This is a genomic window from Lelliottia nimipressuralis, from assembly GCF_041464075.1.
Classification (GTDB): Bacteria; Pseudomonadota; Gammaproteobacteria; order Enterobacterales; family Enterobacteriaceae; genus Enterobacter; species Enterobacter nimipressuralis.
Map to the genome: position 1 here is coordinate 836,422 of NZ_CP167172.1, position 18,518 is coordinate 854,939.

Below are 18,518 nucleotides of genomic sequence, written 5' to 3' on the forward strand. Positions count from 1 at the left end.
AAAAGAAGCCGTGATGACAGCACAAAACTCCTCTTTTGAAGAACAGCAATTTGCCCGCCAGCGCCGTCGGGTCAGCGTTCGACGCTTATTGAATCGCGACAAAACGCCGCTGGTGATTCTGGTGATGGCCGCAGTAGTCGGAACGCTCGCAGGGCTTGTGGGCGTGGCGTTTGAGAAAGCCGTCAATGGCGTACAAAACTGGCGCATCGGCACGCTGGGCGGTGTGGCCGATAACCCGTGGCTGCTGTGGTCGATGGCTTTTGGATTGTCGGCGCTTCTGGCAATGCTGGGCTATTTCCTGGTACGCAAATTTGCCCCGGAGGCGGGCGGTTCCGGTATTCCTGAGATCGAAGGCGCGCTGGAAGAGCTGCGTCCGGTGCGCTGGTGGCGCGTGATTCCGGTGAAATTCATCGGTGGGATGGGGACGCTCGGGGCTGGCATGGTGTTAGGCCGTGAAGGGCCAACGGTGCAACTCGGCGGAAATATCGGGCGGATGGTGGCGGATGTTTTCCGCATGCGCAGCGGCGAAGCGCGCCATACGCTGCTGGCGACCGGGGCCGCGGCGGGGCTTTCGGCGGCCTTCAACGCGCCGCTGGCCGGGATACTGTTTATCATCGAAGAGATGCGCCCGCAGTTTCGCTACAACCTTATCTCGATCAAGGCGGTCTTCACTGGCGTGATCATGTCGAGCATTGTGTTTCGCATTTTCAACGGCGAATCCGCAGTCATTGAGGTGGGTAAGCTCACCAATGCGCCGGTGAACACGCTGTGGCTGTATCTGATTCTGGGGATGATTTTTGGCGTGCTGGGGCCGCTGTTTAATTTCCTGATACTCAAAACACAGGATATGTTCCAGCGCATTCACGGCGGTAATATCACGAAATGGGTGTTGATCGGCGGTCTGCTCGGCGGGATGTGCGGTGTGCTGGGCGTGATCGAACCGGGTGCAGCAGGCGGCGGATTCAACCTGATTCCCATCGCCGTGGCCGGTAATTTTAGCCTGGGAATGCTGCTGTTTCTGTTTATCTCCCGCGTGGTGACGACGCTGCTCTGTTTTTCCTCGGGCGCCCCGGGCGGAATTTTTGCGCCGATGCTGGCGCTGGGAATGTTGCTCGGCACCGCTTTTGGAATGGCCGCCGCAGCGGGATTCCCGGCGTATGAGTTGCAGGCCGGGACCTTTGCCGTTGCCGGAATGGGGGCGCTGCTGGCGGCGTCGTTGCGCGCGCCACTGACCGCCATCGTGCTGGTTCTGGAGATGACCGACAATTATCAGCTCATTTTGCCAATGATCATTACCTGTCTCGGCGCGACACTATTAGCCCAATTCCTGGGCGGAAAGCCGTTATACTCCACCATTCTTGCGCGTACCCTGGCGAAGCAGGAGGCGGCACTGGCTGAGAAGCAGAATACTTGAATGAATTACCAGGGTATTAGATAATGAAAAAAAGAATTGGATGTTTTTTAATCCGATTCAGTAGCAGTATTCATGGGAGCAAAAAATGAGTGATGACGTAGCGCTGCCGTTGCAGTTTACCGAAGCAGCAGCCATTAAAGTGAAAAGCCTGATTGCGGATGAAAATAATCCGGAGCTGAAACTGCGTGTTTATATTACCGGCGGTGGTTGCAGCGGCTTCCAGTATGGTTTCACCTTTGACGATCAGATCAACGACGGTGACATGACCATTGAGAAGCAGGGTGTCGCGCTGGTCGTTGACCCGATGAGCCTGCAATATCTGGTCGGTGGCGCGGTGGATTACACCGAAGGCCTGGAAGGTTCGCGCTTTGTGGTGACTAACCCGAACGCGAAAAGCACCTGTGGGTGTGGATCTTCGTTCAGTATTTAACTGTGATGCGGCCTTTTCCGACCAGGAAAGGGTACGAACACCAAAAACGGCAACCTTGGGTTGCCGTTTTGCTTTTACCTTCCGTTTTCATCCAGTGCAAACGTCGGCAGCTTCAGGTGCCAGCGAATTGCCGCCAGACGAATCACCAGGGTCACCACCATGCCGATCATCGCTGCGGTTTCTAGCTCTACGCCAAAGGTGTAGAACGCGGTTGCGTGGACAATTCCGCCGATAATACAGGCGGTGGCGTAGATTTCGGTGCGCAGAATCATTGGGATTTCGCGCGCCAGAATATCGCGGATAATCCCGCCGCCGACGCCGGTCAATACGCCCATGCAGATTGCCACCAGCGGGCCGGTTCCTGCCATGAAGGCTTTATTGACGCCAATCCCGACAAACACCGCCAGACCCACGGCATCGAGCACCGGCAAGATCCATTTTGGTAACCGGCGGGGCTGGCGCACCAGCACGATCGTCAGCAGGCACGTCACCATCGCGACCACCAGATCGGTGGGATCTTTGACCCAAAATACCGGGCCATGATCGAGCGCCATATCGCGGATCGTCCCACCGCCGACGGCCGTCACCACGCCGAGCACTAATACGCCAAAGGGGTCCATGCGTAATTTGCCCGCAAGCAGAACGCCGGAGATAGCAAAAACGGCTGTGCCAAGGATATCCAGCCAATAAACGAGCATTTTTCAATCCTCAGAGGATGAGGGCCTAATTAATGGCTCTGCGCCAGGGCAGAGCAGAGTTGTTTTGCGGCGAGGATAATACGCGGGCTTGCCCGTTCAAACCAGTCACTGTGTAGGGCAATAACGGGAATTTTTAGCTGGCTTTGCCAGAAATTTTCAATTTTCGGAATCTCACTCGCATTCCCTATCACCACAATGGCCTGTGGCTGACGCGCCAGTACCTGTTCGCGGCTGACCTGAGGCCAGGGAACGCGGCTTGCTGCGAAGATATTTTCACCGCCACACACTTCCAGAACCTGATTCTGAATAGACCCTTTTCCGGTGGTAAACAGCGGCTGGCTGCCAAACTGCAGGAAGACGCGCTTTTTCACCGGCGTGTCGTATTTTTTCTTCAGTGCAGCGTAGTCATTCAGCATTTGCTGTGCGGCCTGTAGCGCTTTTTCAGGCGTCGGGCTCCAGGGGGCTAAATCGCGTAACGCCTGCGCCACTTGCTCAATGCTGATGGCATCGACCCACAGCACTTTTATCCCCAGCGATGAGAGCTGATTGACCTGACGTTCGGCATTCCCGCCGCGCCAGGCAAGCACCAGGTCCGGCTTTAGCGCCACGATGCGCTCGAGATTCATCCCCTGCCAGGTCGAGACCTCTTCGATCTTTTTCGCTTCCGGGGGATAGTCAGAAAAGCTGCTCACACCCACGGGGGTGATCCCGGCGGCAAAAGCCAGTTCCGTATTGGCGGGGGAGAGGGTAATAACACGCGGCGCGGCCACAAGCCACGCCGGTGCAAGCAAGAAGAGGGCGACCAGCGCCCTTGCATACTTAGCCACGCGCCAGTTTCTGCACCAGGGTTTCGACCATGATGGTGGACTGTTTGGCGGCAACTGCCAGGAACTCGTCGAAGCTCAGGTGGGATTGCTGATCGGCCACGTCGGAGATGGCGCGAACCACCACAAACGGCACGCTGAAGTTGTGGCACACATGCGCAATAGCGGTCGCTTCCATCTCTACGGCAATCGCCTGAGGGAAGTTGTGGCGGATTTTCGCCAGACCGACAGAGCCGTTGATGAACGCATCACCGCTGACAATCAGACCGCGCACGGCGTTCAGGTTCAGCTCGGCGATGCAGCTTTCTGCGGCAGCAATCAGCTTATCGTCGGCTTTAAAGCCTGCCGGGCAGCCAGGCAGCTGGCCATATTCGTAACCGAATGCCGTGACATCGGCATCGTGATAGCGCGCTTCATCGGAGACCACGATATCGCCCACTTTCAGCGTAGGAGCCAGACCGCCCGCAGAACCGGTGTTGATGATTACGTCCGGTTTGCAGCGCTCAAGCAGCAGGGTCGCGCCCAGTGCTGCCGCCACTTTACCGATGCCTGATTTCAGCAGAGCGACGTCAGTTCCGTTCAACTGGCCGGTGTAGATTTCACACCCACCCAGAGAGAGCGTCTGACAGTTCTCAATTTTGTCACGCAGCAGCGTAACTTCTTCTTCCATTGCACCAATAATGCCGATTTTCATAGATTTACTCGCGATGTGCCTTGTTAAGATGCATAGTCTATCATGCGCATCAGGGGAAACGCATTCTCAGGCGGGGGAGCTCATGGCACCAATCGATTTTCGCAACAAAATTAACTGGCATCGTCGTTTCCGTTCTCCGCAGGGAGAAAAGAGTGAGCACGAGATCCTGCGTATCTTCGAAAGCGATCGCGGGCGCATTGTGAACTCCCCGGCGATCCGCCGCCTGCAACAAAAAACCCAGGTGTTCCCGCTGGAGCGCAATGCCGCGGTTCGCACGCGCCTCACCCATTCCATGGAAGTACAGCAGGTCGGGCGTTACATCGCCAAAGAGATTTTAAGTCGCCTGAAAGAGCAGCGTTTGCTCGAAACCTACGGTCTGGATGAATTGACCGGGCCGTTCGAGAGCATCGTGGAGATGGCCTGTCTGATGCATGACATTGGCAACCCGCCGTTTGGTCATTTTGGCGAGGCGGCGATAAACGACTGGTTCAAACAGAAGCTGTTCCCCTCCGATGCGGCAAGCCAGCCGCTGAGCGATGACCGTTGTATCGTCAGGGCGCTTCGTCTGCGCGAAGGCGAAGAGACCTTAAACGATTTGCGCCGCAAGGTGCGGCAGGATCTTTGCCAGTTCGAAGGCAATGCGCAGGGGATTCGGCTGGTGCACTCCCTGATGCGCATGAACCTGACGTGGGCGCAGGTCGGCTGCATTCTAAAATACACTCGCCCGGCTTGGTGGATGGGTGAACCGCCTGCGACGCACAGCTATTTAATGAAAAAGCCCGGCTATTATTTATCCGAAGAACGCTATATTGAAAGGCTGCGTAAAGAACTTTCGCTGACGCCGCATGGCCGCTTTCCATTGACCTGGATTATGGAAGCCGCAGACGATATCTCCTATTGTGTGGCCGATCTGGAAGACGCGGTTGAGAAAAGAATATTCAGCGTTGAAGAGCTTTACCAGCATCTTTACGAGGCCTGGGGCACGCATGAGAAAGGCTCTCTGTTTTCTCAGGTGGTCGAAAACGCGTGGGATAAATCGCGTTCTAATTCATTGAGTCGCAGCACCGAAGATCAGTTCTTCATGTATTTGCGCGTCAATACATTAAATAAACTGGTGCCCTACGCGGCATCACGTTTTATCGATAATTTGCCGGCGATTTTTAGCGGTGAGTTTAATCACGCGCTGCTGGAAGATGACAGTGGTTTCAGCCAACTGCTTGAGTTGTATAAGAACGTTGCGATGCGGCATGTATTCAGCCATCCCGACGTCGAACAGCTGGAATTGCAGGGTTACCGGGTGATCAGCGGCCTGTTGGAAATTTATCGACCGCTGCTGCAATTATCCGTCGACGATTTTACCGAGCTGGTGGAAAAAGATCGTATTAAGCGTCTGCCGATAGAAACGCGGCTGCTGCATAAACTCTCGACACGCCATCGTCTTGCCTACGTCGAAGCGGTGAGTAAAATTGATCGCGATACCGTGCAGTGGCCGGTGCTGGAATATTATTATCGCTGCCGTCTTATTCAGGACTATATCAGCGGAATGACCGATTTGTATGCATGGGATGAATACCGGCGCCTGATGGCAGTGGAATAATGAATGAGTTTTGTAAAGACGAACAATAAATTTTTACTTTTTCCAAAAACTTAATCCCGGAACTTCGGGCTATAAAACGAATCTGATGTACACAGCAATTTTGCGTTATCTGTAAATCGAGATTGAGAACATGAAAAAAACCACATTAGCAATGAGTGCACTGGCTCTGAGTTTAGGTTTAGCGTTATCCCCTCTGACTGCCACCGCAGCCGAGACCGCCTCTTCGGCCGCCACGGCGCAGCAGATGCCAAGCCTTGCCCCGATGCTCGAAAAAGTGATGCCATCGGTGGTGAGTATTAACGTTGAGGGGAGCACAACCGTTAATACACCGCGCATGCCGCGCAACTTCCAGCAGTTCTTCGGTGACAACTCACCGTTCTGCCAGGACGGTTCCCCGTTCCAGAGTTCGCCATTCTGTCAGGGTGGCGGCGCGGGCGATGATGGCCCAGGTGCGGGTAACGGCGGCGGTCAGCAGCAGAAATTCATGGCGCTCGGCTCAGGTGTCATTATTGATGCCGCGAAAGGCTATGTCGTGACCAACAACCACGTGGTGGACAACGCCAGCACCATCAAAGTGCAACTGAGCGATGGCCGTAAATTTGATGCCAAAGTGGTGGGTAAAGATCCACGTTCTGACATCGCTCTGATCCAGATTCAGGATCCGAAAAACCTGACGGCGATTAAGCTCGCTGACTCCGATGCTCTGCGCGTTGGTGATTACACCGTGGCAATCGGTAACCCGTTTGGTCTGGGTGAAACCGTGACTTCCGGTATCGTTTCTGCGCTGGGTCGTAGCGGCCTGAATGCGGAAAACTACGAAAACTTCATTCAGACCGATGCGGCGATTAACCGTGGTAACTCCGGCGGTGCGCTGGTGAACCTGAACGGTGAGCTGATCGGGATTAACACCGCGATCCTGGCACCGGACGGCGGCAACATCGGTATCGGCTTTGCGATCCCAAGCAACATGGTGAAAAACCTGACCAGTCAGATGGTTGAGTTTGGCCAGGTGAAACGCGGCGAGCTGGGTATTCTGGGTACAGAGCTGAACTCCGAGCTGGCGAAAGCAATGAAAGTTGACGCTCAGCGCGGCGCATTCGTCAGCCAGGTCATGCCGAGCTCTTCTGCGGCGAAGGCCGGTATCAAGGCCGGTGATGTCATCACCACCCTGAACGGCAAGCCAATCAGCAGCTTCGCGGCGCTGCGTGCTGAAGTCGGCTCTATGCCGGTCGGCAGCAAAGTGAACCTGGGCCTGCTGCGCGATGGCAAACCGGTGAACGTGAGTCTGGAACTGCAGCAGAGCAGCCAGAATCAGGTCGACTCCAGCACTATCTTCAGCGGTATTGAAGGTGCGGATATGAGCAACAAAGGCGCGGATAAAGGTGTGGTGGTGAGCAATGTCAAAGCTAACACTCCGGCGGCGCGTATTGGCCTGAAAAAAGGCGATGTGATTATCGGCGCAAACCAGCAGCCGGTGAAAAACATCGCGGAACTGCGCAAAATTCTCGACAGTAAACCAACGGTGCTGGCGCTGAATATTCAGCGTGGTGACACTACGCTGTACCTGTTGATGCAGTAATCCCCTCAGCCCCTGCCTGCTATCAGGCAGGGGCTTTCTTCGTTTCTGTGACCCTTTCCACAAGTCCATACTTCTCCCCCTGACTTTGTGCATCCGCACAATGCGACACCCTGTGAACTCCCCTATGCTTGAGCTCAGCTCACAGGAGGGTTACATGGCTGGCTGGCATCTTGATACCAAAATGGCGCAGGAAATCGTGGCGCGAACCATGCGCATCATCGATACCAATATCAACGTAATGGATGCCCGTGGGCGAATTATCGGCAGCGGCGATCGCGAGCGCATTGGGGAATTGCACGAAGGCGCGCTTCTGGTGCTTTCCCAGGGACGGGTGGTGGATATCGACGATGCGGTGGCGCGACACCTGCACGGCGTGCGTCAGGGGATAAACCTGCCGCTGCGCCTGGAAGGGGAGATCGTGGGCGTCATCGGCCTGACCGGTGAACCGGAATCACTGCGTAAATACGGTGAACTGGTGTGCATGACCGCCGAGATGATGCTGGAGCAATCGCGCCTGATGCACCTCCTGGCCCAGGACAGCCGTCTGCGCGAAGAGCTGGTGATGAACCTGATTCAGGCCGAAGAGCACACGCCGGCGCTCACGGAGTGGGCGCAGCGTCTGGGTATCGATCTCAATCAACCGCGCGTGGTGGCGGTGATTGAGGTAGACAGCGGTCAGCTTGGTGTGGATAGCGCAATGGCGGAGCTGCAGCAGCTGCAAAACGCGCTGGTGACACCGGAGCGGAATAACCTGGTAGCGATCGTGTCGCTCACGGAAATGGTGGTGCTAAAACCGGCGCTGAACCCGTTTGGCCGCTGGGATGCGGAAGACCATCGGCGTCGGGTTGAGCAACTTATCTCACGCATGAAAGAGAACGGGCAGCTGCGTTTCCGCGTCGCGCTCGGCAACTATTTCACCGGGCCGGGCAGCATCGCGCGTTCATGGCGAACGGCGCGCACCACCATGATGGTGGGGAAGCAGCGGATGCCCGAAAGCCGGGGCTATTTCTATCAGGATTTAATGTTGCCGGTGCTGCTCGACAGTTTACGCGGCGGCTGGCAGGCCAATGAGCTGGCGCGACCGCTGGTGCGCCTGAAAGCGATGGATAATAACGGGCTACTGCGCCGTACGCTGCAGGCCTGGTTTCGTCATAACGTTCAGCCGCTGGCGACCTCAAAAGCGCTGTTTATTCACCGCAATACGCTGGAATACCGGTTGAACCGTATATCGGAACTGACCGGGCTGGATCTGGGGAATTTCGATGACAGGTTGCTGCTGTATGTGGCGTTGCAGCTGGATGAGCAGCGGTGATGTACGGCCTGACGCCTTAACTCCGCGCTTTTTTACGGAAGAGTGAAAAACAAAAAACGGCAACCGGGAGTTGCCGTTTTACATTTATTTCCCGCGCGTTAACTTCTCAAGATCCGATTCAATTTCGCTGATCTTGTTGGTCACAACGCTTTCAAGATGACGCAGATCGTCAAGGATCTTACGTTTAAGATCGACTTCGGTGCGATCGCGCTGGCAGATCTGATCGAGTTCATCAATGACATAGCGGAGATTCGGGCTGATTTCCTGAACCTCTTTATACCCCTGGCCGACGCCATCAGCGACGACGGTTTTACGTTGACGCGGGTATTTGAACTTCACGCTCTTCGCGAAAAACTCTCCTTTGTCCTTGTGAAAATAGATTTTCAGAATATCGTTGTTCGCTTCCTGGCGGAGGCTGTAACGATCAATTTCATCAGGATTGGTAATGCCCAGACTTTTCAGATTATCGTACATAGCGGTACCCTTGAGCTCAACATAACCTATGAATAATTAACGAAAAAATCTATCTTCGCCACCATCAGATGTAAAAAAAGCGGGGTGGCCCCCGCTTTTTGTTATACCCGATTAATCGATGGTACGCAGCAGTTCGTTGATACCGACTTTGCCCCGCGTTTTCGCATCGACTTTTTTCACGATAACCGCACAGTACAGGCTGTATTTGCCATCTTTAGACGGCAAGTTACCGGAAACGACAACCGAACCGGCCGGAACGCGACCGTAATGCACTTCACCCGTTTCACGATCGTAAATGCGGGTGCTCTGACCGATGTAGACGCCCATTGAGATCACTGAGCCTTCTTCTACGATCACGCCTTCAACCACTTCGGAGCGCGCGCCGATGAAGCAGTTGTCTTCGATGATGGTTGGGTTAGCCTGCAGTGGCTCAAGAACGCCACCGATGCCGACGCCACCGGACAGGTGAACGTTTTTACCGATCTGCGCGCAGGAACCGACGGTTGCCCAGGTATCCACCATGGTGCCTTCGTCAACGTAAGCACCGATGTTCACGTAGGATGGCATCAGTACGGTGTTGCGTGCGATAAACGCGCCCTGGCGAACGGCCGCAGGCGGAACCACGCGGAAACCTTCTTTCTGGAAACGCGCTTCGTCGTAATCAGCGAATTTCATCGGCACTTTATCGAAGTAGCGGCTTTCTGCTCCGTCGATAACCTGGTTATCGTTAATACGGAAAGAGAGCAGCACGGCTTTCTTCAGCCACTGATGAGTTACCCACTGGCCGTCAATTTTTTCCGCGACACGCAGCGCGCCGGAATCAAGCAGAGAAATCACCTGATTCACCGCTTCGCGGGTGACGGTATCCACATTTGCCGGGGTAATTTCGGCGCGACGCTCAAAGGCGGACTCAATAACGTTCTGTAACTGCTGCATTGTTTTTACTCTTTCCATTTCACTAAAAAACACGTCACCCTTTATCGTTTGGATTGAGGGCTGCTGTCAACCGTTGTTGTACCTCAAGTTGCAGCTCATTATTAAGGGCACGTCGGTCGGCGGTGGCGATTATGAATAAATCTTCTACTCGCTCGCCAATGGTTGTAATTCTGGCGCCATGCAGCGAAATTCCCAGATCCGCAAAAACCTGGCCAACACGCGCAAGCAGGCCCGGCTGGTCAAGGGCGATCAGTTCGAGGAACGATTTCCGGTCCGTATGGGTCGGCAGGAAATTGACCTCCGTATCGACGGTAAAATGGCGCAATTTCGCTGGCTGGCGACGCGGCTGTGGCGGCTGCCAGCTGTGCTGGGTAATCGCCTGTTCCAGACCGAAGCGAATGCCTTCGTGCCTGTCGGATGAGAGCGGGCTGCCGTCCGGCTCCAGCACGATAAAGGTGTCCATCGCCATGCCGTCGCGGGTGGTGAAAATTTGCGCGTCGTGAACGCTCAGATTGCGCCGGTCAAGTTCAGCGCAGACGGCGGCAAACAGATAGGCCCGATCCGGGCTCCAGATGAAGATTTCGGTCCCGCCGCGCGTTGCCTGTGGACTTAGCAGGATCAGCGGTTTTTTCAGATCATGCTTCAGCAGATGCCGCGCGTGCCAGGCGAGCTGATTTGGGCTGTGGCGGACAAAGTAGTTGGCCCGGCAGCGCGACCAGATCTGATGCAGCGCTTCCTCATCAATGTTGTCCATTCGCAGCAGCGCCAGCGCCTGAAGCTGGTGGTGACGCACGCGTTCACGCATATCCGGCGTGTTTTGCATCCCGCGGCGCAGCTGTTTCTCGGTCGCGAAGTAGAGTTCGCGCAACAGGCTCTGCTTCCAGCTGTTCCACAGGGTTTCGTTGGTGGCGCAGATATCTGCGACCGTCAGGCAGACCAGAAAACGCAGGCGGTTTTCGGTTTGGACGATTTCGGCGAACTGTTTGATCACTTCCGGGTCCTGAATATCGCGGCGCTGCGCGGTGACGGACATCAGCAGATGATGGCGTACCAGCCAGGCGACCAGCTGGGTTTCGCGCGAATTCAGGCCGTGTAGTTCAGCAAATTTCAGCACGTCCTGGGCTCCGAGCACCGAGTGGTCGCCACCGCGCCCTTTGGCGATATCGTGGAACAGGGCGGCAATCAGAATCAGTTCCGGGTGGCTGAGGCGCGGCCAAAGCTCAACGCACAGCGGGTGCTTCGACCGTGTCTCTTCTTTAGCGAAACTTTCCAGTTTCAGCATCACGCGAATGGTGTGTTCGTCCACCGTGTAGGCGTGGAACAGGTCAAACTGCATCTGGCCGACAATGTGCGACCACTGAGGCATGTAGGCCCAGAGCACGCTATGGCGGTGCATCGGCAGCAGACCACGGCTGACAGCACCGGGGTGGCGTAACATGCTCAGAAAGAGCGAACGCGCTTCCGGGATATAGCACAGAGGCTGCGTCAAATGGCGGCGCGCATGGCGCAGATGACGCAACGTGGTGGAGTAGATCCCGGTGATCGTGCTGTTGCGCACCATGGTGTAGAACATCCGCAGGATCGCTTCCGGCTCGCGAATAAACAACGTTTCATCGCGCAGGTCGATGAGGGTGCCACGCAGCTGGAATTCGTCATCAATTGGACGCGGTTTTTCATCGGTGGTCAGCGCCAGGATGGCTTCATCAAAGAGCTGCAATAGCATCTGGTTAAGCTCAGAGACGCGGCGGGTGACGCGGAAGAAATCCTTCATCATCTGTTCAACCGGCTCGTTGCCTTCGCCGCTGTAGTTCAGGCGCTGGGCGACGCTGAGCTGGCGGTCGAACAAGAGACGGTTATCGTAACGGGTCACTTCCAGATGCAGGGCAAAACGGATGCGCCACAGCAGATGCAGGCATTCGTTAAGCTCGTTGCGTTCGGCTTCGGTTAAAAAGCCAAAACCGACCATCTCATCCATAGACGTCGCGCCAAAATGGCGACGGGCGACCCATTGTAAAGTGTGAATGTCGCGCAGGCCGCCGGGGCTGCTTTTGATGTCCGGCTCGAGGTTATAGCTGGTGCCGTGATAGCGCTGGTGGCGTACGTTTTGCTCTTCTACTTTTGCGGCGAAGAAGCGCTCCGACGGCCAGAAACCGTCGCTGAAGATATGTTTTTGCAGCTCAAGGAACAGGGCGACGTCGCCGATCAGCAGGCGCGTTTCAATCAGGTTGGTGGCGACCGTGAGATCGGATAACCCTTCCAGCAGGCACTCTTCGAGCGTGCGGACGCTGTGGCCAACTTCCAGCTTCACGTCCCACAGGAGCGTCAGGAGTTCGCCAATTTTTTGCGCCTGTTCGTCGGGCAGTTTTTTGCGGCTCAGCACCAGCAGGTCGATATCGGAAAGCGGGTGCAGTTCACCGCGCCCGTAGCCGCCCACGGCGACCAGCGCGACGTCGCTTATCTGACCAAAGCCGTACTCGATCCACAGGCGTTGCAGCAGCTGATCGATAAATTCGGTGCGCGCTTCGATGAGCTCTTCCGCCGAAATACCCTCGTCAAAGGCTTTACCCAGCCAGCGCTGAAAAACGTCGATATGCGCTTTAATATCCGCCACCGTGAGCTCGCGCTGCGGCCAGACTCCAGGGTTGTCCGGCTGGTCGGGCAGGGTGGGGAGTGCCGTGTTCGGATACTGTTCGGGTAAAAGGTTACTCATCTCGTGCGCCACCCATAAGTAAAAGCTATAGCCATTAAAAAAGCCGGCATTTGCCGGCTTCTTATCATTCGTTGTGCGAGAGTATCGCCGGGATGGTGTCATCCTTTCGCAACGTCATAATTTCGCAGCCGTTGTCTGTTACCACAATAGTATGCTCGTACTGCGCAGACAAGCTTCTGTCTTTGGTTTTTACCGTCCAGCCATCTTTCATGGTACGGATACGGTAGTCGCCGGAGTTCACCATCGGTTCGATAGTGAAGGTCATGCCTTTTTGCAGCACCACACCGCCGTCATCCGCATCGTAATGCAGAACCTGCGGCTCTTCGTGGAACACGCGGCCAATGCCGTGACCACAGTATTCGCGCACGACGGAGAAACCTTCCGCTTCCACGAATTTCTGGATCGCGGCACCAATGGTACGCAGGCGGATGCCCGGCTTAACCATTTTCAGCGCCAGGTAGAGGCTCTCCTGGGTGATGCGGCACAGACGCTCGCCGAGGATGGTCGGTTTGCCGACGATAAACATTTTGGAGGTGTCGCCGTGATACTCGTCTTTGATGACGGTCACGTCGATGTTAACGATATCGCCATCTTTCAGCAGCTTCTCGTCATCCGGAATACCGTGGCACACCACTTCATTAATAGAGATGCAGACGGATTTCGGGAAACCGTGATAGCCGAGGCAGGCGGAGACCGCGTGCTGCTCGTTGACGATATAGTCGTTACAGATGCGATCCAGTTCGCCGGTGCTGACGCCCGGTTTGATGTACGGTTCGATCATTTCCAGCACTTCAGCGGCCAGACGACCGGCGACGCGCATTTTTTCAATTTCTTCAGGGGTCTTAATAGAGATAGCCATGTAATCTGTCCATCGGTGTCGATTTTTTCGACAATACTAGTCTAAGTGTTGTCAATGGTACCAGTCTGGAGCGTTGCCTGCCAAATTGAGAATCATTAACAGCACACACCGCCAACAATTATTGGTTTATGGTGGCGTTTTGTGGTATAAAGCGCGCCGGACTTCCGATCCATTTGTAATACACAAGATGGACCAGAGGCGACAACTCTCACATTGTGTAAATAACACACACGTATCGGCACATATTCCGGGGTGCCCTTCGGGGTCGGTAATATGGGATACGTGGAGGCATAACCCCAACTTTTAAATAGAGGTTTTAAACATGGCAACTGTTTCCATGCGCGACATGCTCAAGGCTGGTGTTCACTTCGGTCACCAGACCCGTTACTGGAACCCGAAAATGAAGCCTTTCATCTTCGGCGCGCGTAACAAAGTTCACATCATCAACCTTGAGAAAACTGTACCAATGTTCAACGAAGCCCTGGCTGAGCTGAACAAGATCTCTTCCCGTAAAGGTAAGATTCTGTTCGTTGGTACTAAGCGCGCTGCAAGCGAAGCTGTGAAAGAAGCTGCAAACAGCTGCGATCAGTTCTTCGTGAACCATCGCTGGTTGGGCGGCATGCTGACCAACTGGAAAACTGTTCGTCAGTCCATCAAGCGCCTGAAAGATCTGGAAACCCAGTCTCAGGACGGTACTTTCGATAAGCTGACCAAAAAAGAAGCGCTGATGCGTACTCGTGAGCTGGACAAGCTGGAAAACAGCCTGGGCGGCATCAAAGATATGGGCGGTCTGCCAGACGCTCTGTTCGTTATCGACGCTGATCACGAGCACATCGCAATCAAAGAAGCTAACAACCTGGGTATCCCGGTATTCTCTATCGTTGATACCAACTCCGATCCGGACGGCGTTGACTTCGTTATCCCGGGTAACGACGATGCAATCCGTGCTGTTAGCCTGTACCTGAGCGCTGTTGCTGCTACCGTTCGTGAAGGCCGTTCCCAGGATCTGGCTTCCCAGGCGGAAGAAAGCTTCGTAGAAGCTGAATAATAAGGTTCTGTCCCTTATTTAGTACCGTGTATAAATAGGGGCCTCTATCTGGCCCCTTTTTCACTTTTAAGCCTGTCTGGTTTCTTAAACCGGGCAGGACATCTCTCCCGAGGATTAAAGAATGGCTGAAATTACCGCATCCCTGGTAAAAGAGCTGCGCGAGCGTACTGGCGCAGGCATGATGGATTGCAAAAAAGCGCTGACTGAAGCGAACGGCGACATCGAGCTGGCAATCGAAAACATGCGTAAATCCGGCGCAATCAAAGCGGCGAAAAAAGCAGGTAACGTTGCAGCTGACGGCGTGATCATCACTAAGATCGACGGCACCTACGGCATCATTCTGGAAGTTAACTGCCAGACTGACTTCGTCGCTAAAGACGGCGGTTTCCAGGCTTTCGCAAACAAAGTACTGGACGCAGCGGTTGCTGGCAAAATCACTGACGTTGACGTTCTGAAAGCACAGTTCGAAGAAGAACGTGTTGCTCTGGTTGCTAAAATCGGTGAGAACATCAACATCCGTCGTGTTGCAGCACTGGAAGGCGACGTTCTGGGTTCATACCAGCACGGCGCACGTATCGGTGTTCTGGTTGCGGCTAAAGGCGCTGACGAAGAGCTGGTTAAACAGCTGGCTATGCATATCGCTGCAAGCAAGCCAGAATTCGTGAAACCAGAAGACGTGTCTGCTGAAGTAGTAGAAAAAGAGTACCAGGTTCAGCTGGACATCGCCATGCAGTCTGGCAAGCCTAAAGAAATCGCAGAGAAAATGGTTGAAGGCCGCATGAAGAAATTCACCGGCGAAGTTTCTCTGACTGGCCAGCCTTTCGTTATGGATCCAAGCAAATCTGTTGCTCAGCTGCTGAAAGAGCACAACGCTGACGTAACTGGCTTCATCCGCTTCGAAGTGGGCGAAGGCATCGAGAAAGTTGAAACTGACTTCGCAGCAGAAGTTGCTGCAATGTCCAAGCAGTCTTAATGATTGCGAAGGAGCCGCCTGAGGGCGGCTTCTTTTTGCCCCTCATGTGTAAATCAGACAGAGCCCTCTGGTTTCTGTACTGATAAGCGGCATACTATGTCGCCAGAATTAACCCCCATCTTAATCGTTGACAGTCTCAGGAAAGAAACATGGCTACCAATGCAAAACCCGTGTACAAACGCATTCTGCTTAAGCTGAGTGGCGAAGCACTGCAGGGAACGGAAGGCTTCGGTATTGACGCAAGCATTCTTGACCGCATGGCACAGGAAATCAAAGAACTGGTTGAACTGGGTATCCAGGTTGGCGTAGTTATTGGCGGTGGCAACCTCTTCCGTGGCGCTGGTCTGGCGAAAGCGGGTATGAACCGCGTTGTGGGCGACCACATGGGTATGCTGGCAACCGTGATGAATGGCCTGGCGATGCGTGATGCGCTTCACCGTGCCTATGTGAACGCCCGCCTGATGTCCGCTATTCCGTTGAATGGCGTATGTGATAACTACAGCTGGGCAGAGGCGATCAGCCTGCTGCGCAATAACCGCGTCGTGATCCTCTCCGCCGGTACCGGTAACCCGTTCTTTACGACCGACTCCGCAGCGTGCCTGCGCGGGATCGAGATCGAAGCTGACGTGGTGCTGAAAGCCACCAAAGTCGACGGCGTGTTTACTGCCGATCCAGCAACCGATCCGACTGCGACCATGTATGATCAGCTGAGCTACAACGAAGTGCTGGATAAAGAGCTGAAAGTGATGGATCTTGCCGCCTTCACGCTGGCTCGTGACCACAAATTACCGATTCGTGTTTTCAACATGAATAAGCCTGGTGCACTGCGTCGCGTAGTGATGGGCGAAAAAGAAGGCACTTTGATCACGGAATAATTTCCGTTGACGACAAATACAGGTAAGATTCCGCATTACTTTTGTAGTGGGTTTGTTACCTGGACGCGCCTTTGGCGTTGTCATGAATTAAACGCGACTATACTTAGCACACCTATAGCGGCTGTGCTGGCGGATAGTCTGCCTGAGACTAGTGTTCAAGGATTCGTAACGTGATTAACGACATCAGAAAAGATGCTGAAACACGCATGGAAAAATGCGTAGAAGCGTTCAAAAACCAAATCAGCAAAGTGCGTACTGGTCGTGCTTCCCCAAGCCTGCTGGATGGCATTGTAGTGGAATACTACGGTACCCCAACTCCGCTGCGTCAGCTGGCGAGCGTAACGGTTGAAGACACCCGTACCCTGAAAATCAACGTTTTCGATCGTTCATTGGGCCCGGCTGTTGAAAAAGCCATCATGGCTTCCGATCTGGGTCTGAACCCAAGCTCTGCGGGCACTGATATCCGCGTTCCGCTGCCTCCACTGACAGAAGAGCGTCGTAAAGAGCTGATCAAAGTCGTGCGTGGCGAAGCTGAAGGCGCTCGCGTTGCCGTGCGTAACGTGCGTCGTGATGCGAACGATAAAGTGAAAGCACTGCTGAAAGAGAAAGAAATCAGCGAAGATGACGATCGTCGTTCTCAGGACGACGTGCAGAAAATGACTGACGCTGCGATCAAGAAAGTTGACGCGGCGCTGGCAGATAAAGAAGCGGAACTGATGCAGTTCTGATTTCTGACGTCATCTGATAAAACGCCGTTCAGAAAGTCCTGTGACTTTGCTGGCGGCGTTTTGCTTTTATATGGTCTAACTTTTCTTCCGGGCATCTCATGAAGCATTTAACTCTTCTCGGCTCGACCGGCTCTATCGGTTGCAGCACTCTCGACGTTGTTCGTCACAACCCTGACCAGTACACGGTAATCGCCCTCGTGGCCGGTAAGAACGTGCAGCGCATGGTTGAACAGTGTCTGGAGTTTACTCCCCGCTATGCGGTGATGGATGACGAGGAAAGTGCTCGCCAGGTCAAAACGTTACTGACAGAGAATGGCAGTCGCACTGAGGTTTTAAGTGGCCAGCAGGCCGCATGCGAAATGGCTGCGCTAAGTGACGTGGACCAGGTCATGGCGGCCATCGTGGGGGCAGCGGGTTTACTGCCAACGCTTGCTGCTATTGATGCCGGTAAAACGGTACTGCTGGCAAATAAAGAGTCGCTGGTGACCTGCGGCCGCCTGTTTATGGAAGCCGTGAAAGCGCGAGGTGCGCGACTTTTACCGGTAGATAGCGAACATAACGCGATTTTTCAGAGTTTACCGCAACCTTTTCAGGAAAACCTGGGGTACGCTTCACTTGAGCAGAATGGCGTGGTGTCAATTTTGCTTACCGGGTCTGGTGGCCCATTCCGTGAAACGCCGCTGTCTGAACTGGCCGCAATGACGCCCGATCAGGCCTGTCGGCATCCGAACTGGTCGATGGGACGTAAAATCTCCGTCGATTCCGCCACTATGATGAACAAAGGTCTGGAATACATTGAAGCTCGCTGGTTGTTTAATGCATCGGCGAAACAGATGGAAGTGCTGATCCACCCGCAGTCGGTGATTCACTCGATGGTGCGCTATCAGGACGGTAGCGTGCTGGCGCAACTGGGCGAACCGGACATGCGCACGCCTATCGCCCATTCGATGGCGTGGCCAAACCGTGTAGTCTCGGGGGTAAAACCGCTCGACTTTTGCAAAATCAGCTCACTGACTTTCAGCGAGCCTGACTACGATCGCTACCCTTGTCTGAAACTGGCGATGAACGCCTTCGATCAGGGACAAGCGGCGACTACCGCGCTCAATGCCGCCAATGAAGTGACCGTTGAGGCATTTCTGAATCAGCACATCCGCTTTACGGATATCGCGGCACTCAATCTTTCGGTGCTTGAAGCGATGGATTTGCGTGAACCGCAGTGCGTGGAAGAAGTGCTGGCAGTCGATGCGCAAGCGCGCGTCGTTGCACGCGAACAAGTGACGCGTCTCGCAAGCGGGCGATAATCCACCCACGAGTCGTCGTGCTATTTGTTAGCGTTGGGCTTCGGTGATATAGTCTGCGCCACCTGA

The 18,518-nt window shown here is 54.6% G+C and carries 17 protein-coding genes; 10 read left to right on the forward strand and 7 right to left on the reverse strand.

All coding sequences use genetic code 11. From position 1 onward, the window contains the following. The first annotated feature begins 13 nt into the window (after positions 1–13). A complete protein-coding gene (clcA, locus tag ACB496_RS03885; RefSeq protein ID WP_107702230.1) occupies positions 14–1,414 on the forward strand; it encodes a H(+)/Cl(-) exchange transporter ClcA in 1,401 nt (466 codons plus the stop codon). A gap of 85 nt (positions 1,415–1,499) precedes the next feature. Then, a complete protein-coding gene (gene erpA, locus ACB496_RS03890; RefSeq protein ID WP_100777570.1) occupies positions 1,500–1,844 on the forward strand; it encodes an iron-sulfur cluster insertion protein ErpA in 345 nt (114 codons plus the stop codon). A gap of 74 nt (positions 1,845–1,918) precedes the next feature. On the opposite strand, the gene ACB496_RS03895 is transcribed toward erpA, so the two are convergent. Genes ACB496_RS03895 through mtnN form a run of 3 tightly spaced genes read right to left on the reverse strand, consistent with a single transcriptional unit; the run spans position 1,919 to position 4,060 of the window. Further along, complete coding sequence (locus ACB496_RS03895; protein ID WP_100777569.1) at positions 1,919–2,542, reverse strand: TRIC cation channel family protein; 624 nt, start codon at positions 2,540–2,542, stop codon at positions 1,919–1,921. Positions 2,543–2,571: 29 nt separating this feature from the next. Then, the gene (gene btuF / locus ACB496_RS03900) at positions 2,572–3,369 is read right to left on the reverse strand and encodes a vitamin B12 ABC transporter substrate-binding protein BtuF (protein ID WP_129035400.1); all 798 of its coding nucleotides are present in this window, start codon (positions 3,367–3,369) and stop codon (positions 2,572–2,574) included. Continuing rightward, positions 3,362–4,060, reverse strand: coding sequence for a 5'-methylthioadenosine/S-adenosylhomocysteine nucleosidase (gene mtnN, locus ACB496_RS03905; protein WP_100777567.1), 699 nt, complete (start codon positions 4,058–4,060; stop codon positions 3,362–3,364). The genes btuF and mtnN overlap by 8 nt, the downstream gene beginning before the upstream one ends. A gap of 82 nt (positions 4,061–4,142) precedes the next feature. Between mtnN and dgt the strand changes: the two genes are divergently transcribed. The 3 genes from dgt to cdaR all read left to right on the forward strand — a co-directional run bounded on the left by dgt (position 4,143) and on the right by cdaR (position 8,548). Beyond that, a complete protein-coding gene (dgt, locus tag ACB496_RS03910) occupies positions 4,143–5,657 on the forward strand; it encodes a dGTPase (protein WP_312155753.1) in 1,515 nt (504 codons plus the stop codon). 130 nt (positions 5,658–5,787) lie between these two features. Continuing rightward, on the forward strand, positions 5,788–7,236 hold the full coding sequence (gene degP / locus ACB496_RS03915) for a serine endoprotease DegP (RefSeq protein ID WP_100777565.1): 1,449 nt from the start codon (positions 5,788–5,790) through the stop codon (positions 7,234–7,236). 154 nt (positions 7,237–7,390) lie between these two features. After that, positions 7,391–8,548 carry a DNA-binding transcriptional regulator CdaR gene (gene cdaR / locus ACB496_RS03920; RefSeq protein ID WP_107702226.1) on the forward strand — a complete coding sequence of 386 codons (1,158 nt, stop codon included), beginning with the start codon at positions 7,391–7,393 and terminating at the stop codon, positions 8,546–8,548. 84 nt (positions 8,549–8,632) lie between these two features. On the opposite strand, the gene ACB496_RS03925 is transcribed toward cdaR, so the two are convergent. The 4 genes from ACB496_RS03925 to map form a co-directional block, all read right to left on the reverse strand. Continuing rightward, a complete protein-coding gene (locus ACB496_RS03925; RefSeq protein WP_100777563.1) occupies positions 8,633–9,022 on the reverse strand; it encodes a DUF3461 family protein in 390 nt (129 codons plus the stop codon). A 111-nt stretch (positions 9,023–9,133) separates the two neighbouring features. Then, positions 9,134–9,958 carry a 2,3,4,5-tetrahydropyridine-2,6-dicarboxylate N-succinyltransferase gene (gene dapD, locus ACB496_RS03930; protein ID WP_008501915.1) on the reverse strand — a complete coding sequence of 275 codons (825 nt, stop codon included), beginning with the start codon at positions 9,956–9,958 and terminating at the stop codon, positions 9,134–9,136. Between the two features lie 34 nt (positions 9,959–9,992). Further along, the gene (glnD, locus tag ACB496_RS03935) at positions 9,993–12,668 is read right to left on the reverse strand and encodes a bifunctional uridylyltransferase/uridylyl-removing protein GlnD (protein WP_107702225.1); all 2,676 of its coding nucleotides are present in this window, start codon (positions 12,666–12,668) and stop codon (positions 9,993–9,995) included. A 64-nt stretch (positions 12,669–12,732) separates the two neighbouring features. Then, positions 12,733–13,527 carry a type I methionyl aminopeptidase gene (map, locus tag ACB496_RS03940; RefSeq protein ID WP_102104629.1) on the reverse strand — a complete coding sequence of 265 codons (795 nt, stop codon included), beginning with the start codon at positions 13,525–13,527 and terminating at the stop codon, positions 12,733–12,735. A gap of 322 nt (positions 13,528–13,849) precedes the next feature. Between map and rpsB the strand changes: the two genes are divergently transcribed. From rpsB to ispC, 5 genes are all read left to right on the forward strand, one after another. Next, a complete protein-coding gene (rpsB, locus tag ACB496_RS03945) occupies positions 13,850–14,575 on the forward strand; it encodes a 30S ribosomal protein S2 (protein ID WP_100777560.1) in 726 nt (241 codons plus the stop codon). Positions 14,576–14,696: 121 nt separating this feature from the next. Then, on the forward strand, positions 14,697–15,548 hold the full coding sequence (tsf, locus tag ACB496_RS03950; RefSeq protein WP_100777559.1) for a translation elongation factor Ts: 852 nt from the start codon (positions 14,697–14,699) through the stop codon (positions 15,546–15,548). Positions 15,549–15,697: 149 nt separating this feature from the next. Continuing rightward, positions 15,698–16,423 carry a UMP kinase gene (pyrH, locus tag ACB496_RS03955; RefSeq protein WP_100777558.1) on the forward strand — a complete coding sequence of 242 codons (726 nt, stop codon included), beginning with the start codon at positions 15,698–15,700 and terminating at the stop codon, positions 16,421–16,423. Positions 16,424–16,593: 170 nt separating this feature from the next. After that, on the forward strand, positions 16,594–17,151 hold the full coding sequence (gene frr / locus ACB496_RS03960; RefSeq protein WP_095280841.1) for a ribosome recycling factor: 558 nt from the start codon (positions 16,594–16,596) through the stop codon (positions 17,149–17,151). Positions 17,152–17,249: 98 nt separating this feature from the next. Then, positions 17,250–18,452, forward strand: coding sequence for a 1-deoxy-D-xylulose-5-phosphate reductoisomerase (gene ispC, locus ACB496_RS03965; protein ID WP_371974511.1), 1,203 nt, complete (start codon positions 17,250–17,252; stop codon positions 18,450–18,452). The last annotated feature ends 66 nt before the right edge of the window (positions 18,453–18,518 follow it).

What these genes read in the sequence shown, in the direction of transcription:
- dgt (WP_312155753.1), top strand. Translation starts at nt 4,143, where the DNA reads ATGGCACCAATCGATTTTCGCAACAAAATTAACTGGCATCGTCGTTTC.
- cdaR (WP_107702226.1), top strand. Translation starts at nt 7,391, where the DNA reads ATGGCTGGCTGGCATCTTGATACCAAAATGGCGCAGGAAATCGTGGCG.
- degP (WP_100777565.1), top strand. Translation starts at nt 5,788, where the DNA reads ATGAAAAAAACCACATTAGCAATGAGTGCACTGGCTCTGAGTTTAGGT.
- pyrH (WP_100777558.1), top strand. Translation starts at nt 15,698, where the DNA reads ATGGCTACCAATGCAAAACCCGTGTACAAACGCATTCTGCTTAAGCTG.
- erpA (WP_100777570.1), top strand. Translation starts at nt 1,500, where the DNA reads ATGAGTGATGACGTAGCGCTGCCGTTGCAGTTTACCGAAGCAGCAGCC.
- dapD (WP_008501915.1), bottom strand. Translation starts at nt 9,958, where the DNA reads ATGCAGCAGTTACAGAACGTTATTGAGTCCGCCTTTGAGCGTCGCGCC.
- mtnN (WP_100777567.1), bottom strand. Translation starts at nt 4,060, where the DNA reads ATGAAAATCGGCATTATTGGTGCAATGGAAGAAGAAGTTACGCTGCTG.
- glnD (WP_107702225.1), bottom strand. Translation starts at nt 12,668, where the DNA reads ATGAGTAACCTTTTACCCGAACAGTATCCGAACACGGCACTCCCCACC.
- ispC (WP_371974511.1), top strand. Translation starts at nt 17,250, where the DNA reads ATGAAGCATTTAACTCTTCTCGGCTCGACCGGCTCTATCGGTTGCAGC.
- ACB496_RS03925 (WP_100777563.1), bottom strand. Translation starts at nt 9,022, where the DNA reads ATGTACGATAATCTGAAAAGTCTGGGCATTACCAATCCTGATGAAATT.
- clcA (WP_107702230.1), top strand. Translation starts at nt 14, where the DNA reads ATGACAGCACAAAACTCCTCTTTTGAAGAACAGCAATTTGCCCGCCAG.
- rpsB (WP_100777560.1), top strand. Translation starts at nt 13,850, where the DNA reads ATGGCAACTGTTTCCATGCGCGACATGCTCAAGGCTGGTGTTCACTTC.
- ACB496_RS03895 (WP_100777569.1), bottom strand. Translation starts at nt 2,542, where the DNA reads ATGCTCGTTTATTGGCTGGATATCCTTGGCACAGCCGTTTTTGCTATC.
- map (WP_102104629.1), bottom strand. Translation starts at nt 13,527, where the DNA reads ATGGCTATCTCTATTAAGACCCCTGAAGAAATTGAAAAAATGCGCGTC.
- tsf (WP_100777559.1), top strand. Translation starts at nt 14,697, where the DNA reads ATGGCTGAAATTACCGCATCCCTGGTAAAAGAGCTGCGCGAGCGTACT.